General features: G+C 68.2%; 10 protein-coding genes. 3 read left to right on the plus strand and 7 right to left on the minus strand.

The window, feature by feature from the left end; translation table 11 throughout:
• Positions 1-194: 194 nt before the first annotated feature.
• Complete coding sequence (locus tag BT264_RS11470; RefSeq protein WP_072437626.1) at positions 195-2366, minus strand: phosphocholine-specific phospholipase C; 2172 nt, start codon at positions 2364-2366, stop codon at positions 195-197.
• 229 nt (positions 2367-2595) lie between these two features.
• Here BT264_RS11470 and BT264_RS11475 point away from each other — a divergent pair, with 229 nt between their 5' ends.
• A complete protein-coding gene (locus BT264_RS11475; RefSeq protein ID WP_072437627.1) occupies positions 2596-3495 on the plus strand; it encodes a LysR family transcriptional regulator in 900 nt (299 codons plus the stop codon).
• A gap of 100 nt (positions 3496-3595) precedes the next feature.
• On the opposite strand, the gene BT264_RS11480 is transcribed toward BT264_RS11475, so the two are convergent.
• Complete coding sequence (locus BT264_RS11480) at positions 3596-5236, minus strand: L-lactate permease (RefSeq protein WP_072437628.1); 1641 nt, start codon at positions 5234-5236, stop codon at positions 3596-3598.
• 438 nt (positions 5237-5674) lie between these two features.
• Between BT264_RS11480 and BT264_RS11485 the strand changes: the two genes are divergently transcribed.
• On the plus strand, positions 5675-5986 hold the full coding sequence (locus BT264_RS11485) for a DUF4148 domain-containing protein (protein ID WP_072437629.1): 312 nt from the start codon (positions 5675-5677) through the stop codon (positions 5984-5986).
• A gap of 104 nt (positions 5987-6090) precedes the next feature.
• Here BT264_RS11485 and gshA read toward each other — a convergent pair whose 3' ends face one another.
• The 3 genes from gshA to ada all read right to left on the minus strand — a co-directional run bounded on the left by gshA (position 6091) and on the right by ada (position 10047).
• A complete protein-coding gene (gshA, locus tag BT264_RS11490; protein ID WP_072437630.1) occupies positions 6091-7704 on the minus strand; it encodes a glutamate--cysteine ligase in 1614 nt (537 codons plus the stop codon).
• Between the two features lie 295 nt (positions 7705-7999).
• On the minus strand, positions 8000-8959 hold the full coding sequence (locus BT264_RS11500; protein WP_072437631.1) for a DNA-3-methyladenine glycosylase family protein: 960 nt from the start codon (positions 8957-8959) through the stop codon (positions 8000-8002).
• Positions 8956-10047, minus strand: coding sequence for a bifunctional DNA-binding transcriptional regulator/O6-methylguanine-DNA methyltransferase Ada (ada, locus tag BT264_RS11505; RefSeq protein ID WP_072437632.1), 1092 nt, complete (start codon positions 10045-10047; stop codon positions 8956-8958). Before ada ends, BT264_RS11500 begins: the two co-directional genes overlap by 4 nt.
• A gap of 431 nt (positions 10048-10478) precedes the next feature.
• Between ada and BT264_RS11515 the strand changes: the two genes are divergently transcribed.
• Positions 10479-10892, plus strand: coding sequence for a VOC family protein (locus BT264_RS11515; RefSeq protein WP_034179392.1), 414 nt, complete (start codon positions 10479-10481; stop codon positions 10890-10892).
• 21 nt (positions 10893-10913) lie between these two features.
• Here the strand turns inward: BT264_RS11515 and BT264_RS11520 are convergent, their stop codons facing one another.
• Positions 10914-11468, minus strand: a complete 555-nt coding sequence (locus BT264_RS11520; protein ID WP_072437633.1) for a YaeQ family protein — start codon at positions 11466-11468, stop codon at positions 10914-10916.
• 190 nt (positions 11469-11658) lie between these two features.
• On the minus strand, positions 11659-12006 hold the full coding sequence (sap1, locus tag BT264_RS11525; RefSeq protein WP_072437634.1) for a surface attachment protein Sap1: 348 nt from the start codon (positions 12004-12006) through the stop codon (positions 11659-11661).
• Between the last annotated feature and the right edge of the window lie 59 nt (positions 12007-12065).

A 12065-nucleotide genomic window follows, 5' to 3' on the forward strand; every position in this document is an offset into this window, starting at 1 on the left:
GTCGGGCAGGCAGTGGGGCTGCGGGTGAAAACGAGGGCGCCAGATCGGCGAATGATCCTTCTATACCCTCGGCCCGATACATTGTCAACAGTCTTCAGTTTCCAAAAACCAATTCCATCTGCCGGGGTGCATCCGGCGGGCGGCCGTCGCACGGCGGGCGAAGCTTGCCCGAACCGCGCGACGTGTGACGACCGTCAGGCCGTGTGCTTCACCGGCCCCGGGTCGCTGTGGCTCGGCCGGCCCGTTTCGACGTGGCCCGCGAAGCGGCGCACGACCTTGTCGTCGCCGCCGCGCAGCGTCGTCGCGGTGATCGTCAGATCGTACCAGCCGTGGCTCGACGACAGCTCGAAGTGATCCTCGACGCGTTCGCCCGGCTCCAGCGTGTAGGTGCGCGCATGCGCATGGCTGTACGCGTTGTCGACTGTCACGCGGCACGTCGCGCGCCCGCTGTTGCGCAGTTGCAGGTACACGTGGCGGTTGCGCACGTCGTAGCCGATCTTCGCCTCGGGGTTCGCGTGGCGGCCGTCCGCGGCGAGCCGCGTGTTGCCCTGGAACTCGCACAGATAACCGTTCGGGCCGTATGCGGCGAGATGGTACTCGCCGTGCGCGGCCGACGTGCTCCACGTATCGACGAAGCGGTCGTGCGCGGACACCGCATAACGGCGCGGCGTCGCCGCCGGGTTGCGGCGGTCGTACACGTAGAACGCCGCGCCCGCGTCGCCCGAGTTCGCGAAGTCGAGCGACACGCTGTCGTCGTGCCCGCTCACGCGGCCGTGCACGAACAGCTCGTACGGCAGCGCACGCGCGGGACGCGTGCCGGGCTCCTGCGCCGGCATCGACTGTTGCGCGGGCACCTGGTATGCGTGGCCGGCCGTCGCGATGTGCTGCGGCACCGTGAAGCTCACCGTACGCGTGTCGGGGCGCGCGGAGAAGTCGAATGCCGACGTGAGGTCGCCGCAGATCGACCGGCGCCACGCGCTGATGTTCGGCTCCTTCACGCCGAAGCGCGCTTCGAGGAAACGCAGCACCGACGTATGGTCGAACGTCTCCGAGCAGACCCAGCCGCCCTTCGTCCACGGCGAGATGATGATCAGCGGCACGCGCGGCCCGAGGCCGATCGGCTGGATGCCGCCCGGGTCGGCGCCCGGCACGAGCGGGCCCATCTCGCCCGGGTACTTGTTCAGGTCGAGCAGCTCGTCGCCGAGGTTCGACAGCAGGTTCGACGACACGATGCCCTGGCCGCCCACGCCGCTCGTCACCGGCGGCACCGGCGGCACCACGTGGTCGAACAGCCCGTCGTTCTCGTCGTAGTTGAGGATGAACACCGTCTTCGCCCACACCTCGGGGTTCGACGTCAGCGCCTCGAGCACCATGTTGATGTAGAACGCGCCGTCGGTCGGCGATGCCTGCGGGTGCTCGCTGTACTTGTACGGCGACACGATCCACGACACCTGCGGCAGCCGGTTCGCCTGCACGTCGGCCTTCAGCTCGGCGAGCGTGTGGTCCGACGCGCCCTTGTCGACCAGCGGGCCGCTCGCGCCTTCCTTCACCTGGAAGCGCTTGAAGAACATCAGCGAGTTGTCGGTGTAGTTGTCGGTCGGGTCGCCCGGGATGCCCGTGCCGCCCTGGTACACCTTCCAGCTGATCTTCGCGTTTTCGAGGCGCTCGGCGTAGGTCGTCCATGTGTAGCCGTTCACGTCGTCGCGCTCGCCGATGCCCGGGCCGTTCGGCGGGTTGCCGTAGATGTTGCGCGGGTCGACCGTGCCGGTCCACAGGTAGATGCGGTTCGGCGCCGTGTCGGCGTGCGCGGAGCAGAAGTACGAATCGCAGATCGTGAACGCGTCGGCCAATGCGTAGTGGTACGTGAGATCCTGGCGCTTCAGGTAGCCCATCGTCAGCACGTCCTGCTTCTGGTTCACCCATTGGTCCCACTGGCCGTTGTTCCAGGCGAGGTGGCCGCTGCTCCAGCCGTGGTTGGTGCCCGGCTGGAATTCGGTCGTCTGCTTCGGATCGAGGTAGAACGGCAGCACGTACGGCGCCGACGGATCGAGGCCGCGCGAATGGTAGTTCTTCGTGAACACCGATGCCGGCGGCTGCTGCCACACCGGCGCGCCGCTCGGCAGCAGGTGCGGGCGCGGGTCGTTGAAGCCGCGCACGCCGCGCAGGCCGCCGAAGTAATGGTCGAACGAACGGTTTTCCTGCATGAAGATCACGACGTGTTCGACGTCGCGGATCGTGCCGGTGCGATAGGCGGCCGGCATCGCCAGCGCATTGCGGATCGCGGGCGGGAAGCCCGCGTAGGCGGCCATCGCGCCGGCCGACTGCGCGGCGAGGCGCAGGAAATCGCGTCGATTGTTCGAGGACATGAAGAAGACCCTGTGGTCGGTAGGAGTGGGGCGCCGGTCGAGCGGGGCCGGCGGTCGGTGCGTTGCCGTTATTACCCCGCACCGGCATGTCCCGGCCGTGACCGGTTCCAGCAGGTTTCTTGCGGTGACCCCCAGCTTTTTTTCGAAGCGGCATACGACGCGCCTTTCATGCGGCCGACACACGCATGCGCTACGCTGACGCGCGATCAAGAGGGGGAGAAGCCGAGTCGTGTTCGATCAGTTGAAGGCGTTCCACGCGACCGTCCGACAAGGCAGCATCACGCGCGCCGCGCGCCACCTGGGTGTGAGCCAGCCGACGATTGCCGCGCAGATCCGGCAGGTCGAGCAGGTGTACGGCGTCGAGCTGTTCTACCGCAGCGGCCGCAAGCTCGAGGTCACCGAGACGGGCATCGAGCTCCTGCCGCTCGTCGAGAAGATGATCGCGCTCGAGGCGCAGGCCGACATCATGCTGCGCAACGTCGGCGGCCTGTTCGAAGGCCACCTGCGGATCGGCGCGACGGGCCCGTACTACATCATGGACGCGGTCGGCCGCTTCTCGAACGCGCATCCGTCGATCGCGCTCACGTGCCGGATCGGCAACTCCGAGGAAATCCTGCAGGCGCTGCAGGAATTCCGCATCGATCTCGCCGTCTCGTCGCAGCGCAACGACGCCGACGGCCTCGAACGCAAGGTGATCTCGACCGATCCGCTCGTGCTCGTCGTGCATCGCAACCATCCGCTCGCGCGTTTCGACGCGATCGATCCGGTGCAGCTCGCCGACGTGCGGCTGCTGATTCGCGAGGAAGGCTCGGTCACGCGCCGCTGCACGGAGACGATCCTCGCGACGGCCGGCGTCGCGGCCGCGTCGGTCGCCGAGATCGGCAGCCGCGAAGCGATCCGCGAGGCGATCCTGCATGGCGTGGGCGGCAGCCTGTTTCCGCTCGGCGAAGCCGAGCGCCATCCGGACCTGCGCGTGATCGCGCTGCGCGGCATCGACACGACGATCGACGAGTACGTGTACTACCTGAAGGCGCGCCGCCAGAGCCCGGCGATCGACGCGTTCCTCGCCTGCATCCTGCCCGCGGAGCACGCAACGCGCGACGCGGCGCGGCGGGCGAACGCGCGCTGAGTCGCCGCGCGTTCGCCGCTTTTTGTGCATTTCCTGGCGCTTTTCGCCGCGCCTTCCCTCGTTATTTCCTCGTGCCTCCCTTCTCACATCCGGCCACGCGTCACTTCGGCAGCGCCGGGATCATCCACGTGAACACGTGCTGCTGCAGGAACACGAGCACGCCGAGCAGCAGCGTGAGGATCACGCTGTGCCAGAAGGTGCGCGCGAACACGACGCCTTCCTGCCCCTTCAGGTCCGTCGTCGACACGCCCGTCGCGATGTTCTGCGGCGAGATCATCTTGCCCATCACGCCGCCCGACGAGTTGGTCGCGGCCATCAGCACCGGATCGAGGCCGAGCTGCCTGGCGGCGACGACCTGCAGGTTGCCGAACAGCGCATTGCCCGACGTGTCGCTGCCGGACAGGAACACAGCGATCCAGCCGAGCGACGCGGACACCAGCGGGAACAGCGCGCCCGTCGACGCGACGCCGGTGCCGAGCGTGTAGCTGATCCCCGAGTAGTTCAGCAGGTACGCGAGCCCGACGATCATCATCACCGTGACGATCGCGATCCACGTCTGCCGCCAGGTCTTGACCACGCATTCGAGGAATGCGCCGGCACCGGTGCGCGTCAGCACGGCCGTGACGATCGCCGAGAGCAGGATCGCGGTGCCCGTGCCGAGCGGCTGGAAGTCCCAGACCGCCGCGTACGGCTTGTGGTACAGCGACACGAACACCGCGTTGTGCAGGCCCGGCCACTTGATCTTCACGTCGCCGATCGCCGCGACGTTCGCGTGCACCCACACGATCACGACCACCGACACGACGAGCCAGGGCAGCCAGCCGCCGAAGCCCGCGCGCGCGGCGCCGGCCGCCGCGGGCACGCTGCGCGCGAGCGCGTATTGCGGATCGGGCTGCGGCTTCCACAGCTGCAGGAAGCCGATCGTGACGATCAGCGACGTGAGCGACGACAGCACGTCGGTGAGCTGGTAGCCGAGGAAGTTCGACGTGACGAACTGCGCGAGCGCGAAGCTGGCGCCCGACACGAGCAGCGCGGGCCACAGCTGCTTGATCGAACGCAGCCCGCCATACGCGCCGACCACATAGAACGGCAGCAGCAGCGCGAAGAACGGCAGTTGGCGGCCGACCATCTGCGCGAGCGTCGCGGGCGGCAGCGACGTGACCGCGCCGAGCACGGTGATCGGCACGCCGAGCGCGCCGAACGCGACCGGTGCCGTGTTGAACAGCAGCGTATAGGTGAGCGCTTCGAGCGCGGGGAAGCCGAGCGCGATCAACAGCGCGCTCGTGATCGCGACCGGCGTGCCGAATCCGGAGATCCCTTCGAGCAGGCAGCCGAACGAGAACGCGACGACGAGCAGCACGAGGCGGCGGTCGTCGGGCAGGTTGTCGAGCATCCACTGCCGGAACTGGTCGAAGCGGCCCGATTTCACCGCGATGTTGTACAGCAGCAGCGCGTTGAAGACGATCCACATCACGGGCACGACCGCGAGCGCCATGCCCGCGCCGACCGCGTTGAACGCGAGCCCGGCCGGCATGCCCCACGCGCCGATCGCGACCGCGAGGCCGGTGACGAGCCCGGCGAGCGACGCCTGCCAAGCGGGGCGGCGCAGCACGCCGAGCGCGATCAGTGCGACCGCGATCGGGATCACGGCGACGAGGAAGGACAGGAACAGCGAGTTGGCGACCGGCGTCAGCGGCTGCGCGAAGACGATGCCGGGCGGTAGGGCGTCGGTGGGATTCATCGTGTCTCCAAAGGCGACCCGGGTTGGCGCGTCAGCGCCCCCGGATTCGGTGCAAAGCGACGTTCTGCAGTCGCGACAACGATCGGGCACTTGTGCACGCAACTACGTTGCACGGCCAACCGATCGGTCGCTTAAAAGAGGTTAGGAGGCGTATGCCGCTTGTACAAGGGGGACAAGCCCGAAATGCAGCAACCCGATACGGACCATCCGACGCACGATGACCGGCAGTTGGCGGGCCGCTGTCGCACCCGACAGGAAACCCGTCGCGAACGGCCCATCGGCGTGCTCGACGTCATCACCTGCGCAATGTTGCGCGCGCGACAAAGGAGACTACCGGCCAGCGGGATGTTTCGTTTGGCATCCGAAGCCTAGACTGGCCGCATCGATTCCGCCCGCGCCGACGACGGCGCGGCACCGGAACCTCACGGAGCGAACACGATGAAGACGATGAAACAGGCGGCGTGCGCATTCCTGCTGATCGGCGCGGCTTTCGCCGCCCACGCACAGGCCGCATCGACGCTGACGCGGGCGGAGGTCCGCCAGGAACTCGCGGAACTGGAGGCCGCCGGCTACCGGACGAGCCTCGCGAGCAGTCCCGACTTTCCGGAGAACATGCAGGCGATCATGCGGCGCGCCGCACAGGCGCGCGGCGACGATGCCGGTTACGGCAACGATGGCCGGGCACACGTTGAATCGGGCAAGCCGGCGCTGCCGCACGCGATCGATCGCGGCATGTACGCGCATCACTGATTGCTGACCGAACCGGATTGAACGGGTAACGGCGCGGCGCGACCAGCGCCGACCGACACGCACGCGGCACGCACGCCAACGGGCGCGGCCCGCGTGCGCGATCCTCAGACGCTGAAGCGGTTCAGCGTATACGCGCGATAGGCCGCGACGAACGCGTCGAACGATCCGGCCTCCTTCGCTTCGAGTTCGGCCTGCTCGGCCAGCGACTTCGCGGCGAGCGCCTGCTCGGTGCGCAGCGTGTCGGCCGACGGCGGATGCGCGCGGAAATGCGCGGCATGCGCTTCGCTCTGCGCCAGCGCGAACGCAAGGAACGACTGCCCGTTCTCGCGCATCGTGCGCAGCACGCGCGCGGACGGCGTGCGCTCCGGATCGGCGAGCTTTTCGCGCTGCGCGGCGATCGCGCGCGCATGTTCGTCGCCGCCGCGGATTTCATCGAGACGGCGGCCGACGGTTTCGATATCGGCCATCAGGTCGTCCGCCCACGCCTGCAGCGTGATCGCCTGCCCGTCGCGCGACAGCGCGAGCCCCGGCTTGCGGCCTTCCATCGTCACGCTGCCGAAGTTCGCGTTCGCTTCCTTGTACGCGTCGCAGTCGAGCGGCGCGCTGTCGTCGAGCGCGCACGCGAGCAGGAATGCGTCGATGAAGCGCGCGGTCTCCAGCGCGATGCCGGTCGGCTCGAACGGATCGATGTCGAGGCAGCGCACCTCGATGTACTGCACGCCGCGCGATGCGAGCGCATGCAGCGGGCGTTCGCCCGAATACGTGACGCGCTTCGGCCGGATCGTCGAGTAGAACTCGTTCTCGATCTGCAGCACGTTCGTGTTGATCTGGATCCACTCGCCGTCGCGATGCGTGCCGATCGCCTCGTATGCCGGATACGGCTCGCTGACGGCCTTCGACAGCGCGTCGAGATAGCCGGGCAGCGTGTTGTAGTCGACGTGCAGCGCGGCCTGGGCCGTCGTGTTCGAGTAGCCGAGATCGCTCATCCGCAGGCTGGTCGCATACGGCTGGTACAGCGTATCGGCGTCGAACGTATCGAGCCTGTGCGGCTTGCCGCGCAGGAATTTCGTGTCGAGCGCGGGCGACGCGCCGAACAGGTACATCAGCAGCCAGCTGCGGCGGCGGAAGTTGCGAATCTGCGCGAAATAGCGCTCCGACTGGTAATCGACGAGCGTGGCCGTCGACCCTTCTTCCGCGTGCAGGCGCCGCCACACTTCCTCGTGCAGCGAGTAGTTGTAGTGGATGCCGGCGATGCACTGCATCGTGCGGCCGTAGCGATACGCGAGGCCGCGCCGGTACACCGTCTTCAGGCGGCCGATGTTCGACGTGCCGTAGTCGGCGATCGGAATCTGGTCGTCGGCCGGCAGCAGGCCCGGCATCGAGTCGTTCCACAGCATCTCGTCGCCGAGCGATGCATAGACGTAGCGATGCAGCTCGTCGAGGCGTTCGAGCGTGATCGCGGCGTCCGGTTCCGCGGGCGTGATCAGCTCGATCAGCGCTTCGGAGTAGTCGGTCGTCAGCGACGGGTGCGTGAGTGCCGAACCGAGCGCGCGCGGATGCGGCGTGAACGCGATCATCCCGTCGCGCGTCACGCGCAGGCTTTCCTTTTCGATGCCGCGCAGGCCGTCGGGCAGATGCTGCCGCGTCGGGCCCGAGCTCAGCGCTTCGAGGCGATTCAGCAGCAGTTCGGACTGGCGGTGAGTCATGGTGTTCGACATGGAGACGCAAGTGCGTGACGGCCGCGCGCAGAACGCCGCGCGCGGCCGGCTGGATTGTTGGTCGCTTCGTTGGTAGCGGGCACTTTAACATCTCGCCGGAACACGCGCTTGAGGTGGCCGCGGGCATGGCTCGCGGGCCGGAGCGGGCCGCCGGACGGGCCGATCGCGGCTGTCGCGGCCTGCGTTACCGGATTCAGGCGGCACCGATCGGCACGTCGGTCACGCGAATTCGTCCGACGGATCGTGAAGCGCGTCGCGGCCTCGTCCGGTCGCACCCGGGCGCGGGCCGCCGCCGTCACCCGCCGCGCGCGCCGCCCGCCCGGTCGGCCACTTCGTTCCACAAATGCAGCGCCGCATACGCGCGCCACGGCCGCCAGCCTTCAGTGCGGCGCTTCTGGCTCGACAGCCGGTCGAGCGCCGGATCGCGTGCGGCGATCGACTGCATCAGCACGAGATCGGATGCCGGCCACGCGTCCGGGTCGCGCCACGCGCGCATCGCGATGTATTCGACGGTCCACGGGCCGATGCCGGGCAGATCGAGCCACGCGCCGCGCAGCGTCGCGAGGTCGGCATGCGCGCGATCGACCGGCACGTCGCCGGCCGCCACCGCGCGCGCCACGCCCGTCAGCGCGGCAACGCGCTTGCCGGGCATCCCGATCTTGTCGAGATCGCACGCGGCGAGCGCGTCGGGCGTCGGGAAACGCCAAGCGGGCGCGCCGTCGTCGATATGCACCACCCGCTCGCCGGCGCGTTCGACGAGCCGGCCGACGATCGTCGTCGCGGCCTTCACGCTCACCTGCTGGCCGACGATCGCGCGCACGGCCAGCTCGAACCCCGACCAGGCACCCGGCACGCGCAGCCCCGGCGCGGCCTCGACGAGCGGCGCGAACCATGGGTCGCGCGCGAGCCCGCCGCCGATCGCGGCCGGATCGGCGCCGAGGTCGAACATCGTCGCGACGCGCACGGCGAATGCATCGTCGACATGACGCGCGACCGCCCCTTCGACCGTCGCGATCAGGCAATGCTTGCGCGGATGTTTCGTGACGGTGAGCCGGCCGGAGTCGCCATGCAGGTCGACGATGCGGCGATACACGCCGTCCGCGACCTGCTCGACACCCGGAATCGCGCGCCCGCTGAAGAAGCGCAGCACGCGCGCCCAGTCGTAGGGCGCGTTGAAGCGCAGTTCCATCTGCGCGGACGGCGGCACATGGCCGCCGTTCACGGTTGACGTGATCGTTGTTTTAGCAATGCTCAAACCGCACTTCCCTCCGTCACGGCTTCGTTTTCATCATGATGCGCATGACGCGCTTCGGCCGCGAGCAGCGTCGCCTTGCGGCGCACGCCCCAGCGATACCCGGCGAGCGCGCCGCCCTTTTGCACGACGCGGTGGCACGGGATCGCGAGCGCGACCGGGTTCGACGCGCACGCGGACGCCACGGCGCGCACCGCGCGCGGCGAGCCGAGCGCCTCGGCGATCTCCGAGTAGCTGCGCGTTTCGCCGTACGGAATATGCGTCAGCGCTTCCCACACGCGCTGCTGGAACGCGGTCGGCGCGATGTCGAGCGGCAGGTCGAATGCGTGCCGCGTGCCGTCCAGGTACGCGCGGATCTGCGTGACGAACGGCGCGAGCCGCGCGGACGATTCGACCAGTTCGGCGCGCGCGAACGCGTCCTTCAGCTCGCCGACCAGCAACGCCGGCTCGTCGCCGAACGCGATCCGGCAGATGCCCTGTTCGGTCGCGGCGACGAGCACCGTGCCGAGCGACGTCGACGCGGTCGCATAGTCGATCCGCAGGCCGGCGCCCTGGCGGCGGAACGCGGACGGCGCCATCCCGAGCTCGCGCGGCACCGACGCATAGAGCCGCGACGGCGAGTTGAAGCCCGCATCGACGGCCGCCTGCGTGACCGGCTGCCCACTTTGCAGCGCCTGCCGCAGCGCTGCGCCGCGCTGCGCGGCCTGGTACTGCCGCGGCGACACGCCAACCACGCGCTTGAAGAGCCGCTGAAGGTGGAACGGGCTCACGTGCACGGCATCGCTCAGTTGCTGAAGCGTGAGCCGCTCGGCATGCGCGTCGAGCACCGCGCACGCGCGGTTGACGATCTCGAGCTCGCGCGGCAGCCCTTCCGGCTGGCACCGCTTGCAGGGCCGGAAGCCTGCCGCACGCGCGGCCGCCGGATCGGCGAAGAAGGACACATGCTCGCGGCGCGGCAGCCGCGACGCGCAGGTCGGGCGGCAGAACACGCCGGTCGTGCTCACGGCATAGAAGAACGCGCCGTCCGCATGCGGATCGCGCTCGGTCACGGCGCCCCAGCGGGCATCGTCGGTCGGATAGGCGGTTTTCATCTGAACCTCGCACTCTCTAGTGTAGATGGTGCCTACTCTAGACACCGGCACGTGCCGTCGCGCCCTGAATCTTGCTCTGTGATTCGCGCCGGCGAACCGGGGGCGGATCACCCCGAAATAAATCGGACAAAACGCCCGCTCCAGCTGATCCGGCGCGGTTTTCGTCATCGTCCCGTCACCAATTTGCTGCAGTGCGGATGCGACAAATCGCCGTCCTGACGTTTTTTTGCATTCTGAATATTGCGTCGCACCATCGCCGTGTGTATAGTTGGAACTGTCTCCTCCATGTCTCCTCCTGATATGGATTAAGCCCGTTCCGCTCTGCGTGAACGGGCTTTTTTTCGTCTGTCGATTGTGCCGCGTTCCGGCCGGCGTCGCAGGCGCGATGCGTCTACACTCGATGCTCGTCGACTGCGAAGGAGTATCGGCTTATGAAACCCACCATCCGCGCGATCGATCACATCGTGCTGCGCGTGACCGACATGGCGGCGATGACGCGCTTTTACTGCGACGCCGTCGGCTGCCACGTGGAGAAGGAACAGCCCGATCTGGGCCTCGTGCAGTTGCGCGCCGGCGATGCGCTGATCGACCTGCTGTCGGTCGGCGGCCCGATCGACCGTCCCGACAGCGGCCCGCCCGGCACCGGGCGCAACCTCGATCACCTGTGCCTGCGCGTCGAGCCGTTCGATCCCGACGCGCTGATCGCGCATTTCGCCGCGCATGGCGCGCGGCCGGGCGCCCCCGCGGAGCGCTACGGCGCCGGCGGCTACGGGCCGTCGATCTACCTGTTCGATCCCGAAGGCAACATGCTGGAATTCAAGGGGCCGCCGGCCGCGATCGGCTGAGCACGGCCGGTGTGCGGGCCGTCACGCGCCCGCGCGCGCCTTCAGCACCGTCCATTCGACCGCGACCGGATCGTGGTCCGCGCTCGAGATCCACGCCGCGCCGTCCTGCACCGTGCACTGCAGGCGCATCGTGCGCTCCGCGAGCTGCCCGAGCTCGGCCGCGACGCCATCGGCGAGCGACAGCACCTGCACGTTGCGCAGCCGCTCGACCTTGCTGCGCACGCCCTGCCACCAGATATCCGACGTCTTGCCGCCGTACGCGATCACCGTGACCTGCCCGGCGCGGCCGGCCGCCTTCGAGATGCGCCGTTCGTCGGGCTGGCCGGCCTCGATCCACACGTCGATCGCGCCCGTCAGGTCCTTCTGCCACAGATCGGGCTCGTCGACGTCCGACAGCCCCTTGCAGAATTCGAGCCGCTCGTGCGCGAACAGTGCGAACGCGACGATGCGCACCATCATCCGGTCGTCGGTTTCCGACGGATGGCGCGCCACCGTCAGCGCGTGATCGGCATAGTAATGCCGATCCATGTCGGCAATTTGCAGTTCGGCTTTGTAGATCGTGGATTTCAGCGCCATGCGGATGCGGCCCGGGCGGGCATTCGGTTCGGTCGGGCCGTGATGATACCGAATGCGCGCCGTCCGGCACGTGTCATGTGTGCCCTCACAGCGCAACGGCCCGGCATGCGCCGGGCCGTGTTCGGTTCGCGCCGCCGGTTGATCGGGCCGGCGCGCTCGCGCGTCGTGCGACTGCGCGGTGACTGTGCGGTTATTGCTTGACGAAGCGCGAATCGGCCCAGAGACCCTGCTGGTCGCTGTTGTCTGCGCTGACGAACTGCACGTCGCCCTGGTCGACCGACACCACGCGGAAGCGCTGGCCTTCCGGCACCGACAGGCAGCGGTAGTCGTCGAAGTACTGCTGCTTCGCCTGCGACTTGCCGTCGCGCTCGTGATTCAGTACGGAATCCAGATTGTCTTTCGACAGGCAGCCCCAGGCATTCTTCGTCAGCTGGATTTCCTGCTTCGGCTTGACGGCCGAATCGCCGCCGGCCTGGGCAATCGACACTGCGCAAAATGCGCCGACGAGGGCAAAAAGGATACCGGTACGCTTCTTCATTTTTTGTCTCCAGGCTTGCGGGCACCAGGCTTGGGTTAGCTATGTGTTTAAAGGTGATC

The organism is Burkholderia sp. NFPP32 (assembly GCF_900119325.1).
Lineage (GTDB): Bacteria > Pseudomonadota > Gammaproteobacteria > Burkholderiales > Burkholderiaceae > Burkholderia > Burkholderia pyrrocinia_C.

Bases quoted from the DNA above. Each gene is read 5' to 3' on its own strand.
- BT264_RS11470 (WP_072437626.1), bottom strand. From the start codon at position 2,366: ATGTCCTCGAACAATCGACGCGATTTCCTGCGCCTCGCCGCGCAGTCG.
- BT264_RS11480 (WP_072437628.1), bottom strand. From the start codon at position 5,236: ATGAATCCCACCGACGCCCTACCGCCCGGCATCGTCTTCGCGCAGCCG.
- BT264_RS11485 (WP_072437629.1), top strand. From the start codon at position 5,675: ATGAAGACGATGAAACAGGCGGCGTGCGCATTCCTGCTGATCGGCGCG.
- gshA (WP_072437630.1), bottom strand. From the start codon at position 7,704: ATGTCGAACACCATGACTCACCGCCAGTCCGAACTGCTGCTGAATCGC.
- ada (WP_072437632.1), bottom strand. From the start codon at position 10,047: ATGAAAACCGCCTATCCGACCGACGATGCCCGCTGGGGCGCCGTGACC.
- BT264_RS11515 (WP_034179392.1), top strand. From the start codon at position 10,479: ATGAAACCCACCATCCGCGCGATCGATCACATCGTGCTGCGCGTGACC.
- BT264_RS11520 (WP_072437633.1), bottom strand. From the start codon at position 11,468: ATGGCGCTGAAATCCACGATCTACAAAGCCGAACTGCAAATTGCCGAC.
- sap1 (WP_072437634.1), bottom strand. From the start codon at position 12,006: ATGAAGAAGCGTACCGGTATCCTTTTTGCCCTCGTCGGCGCATTTTGC.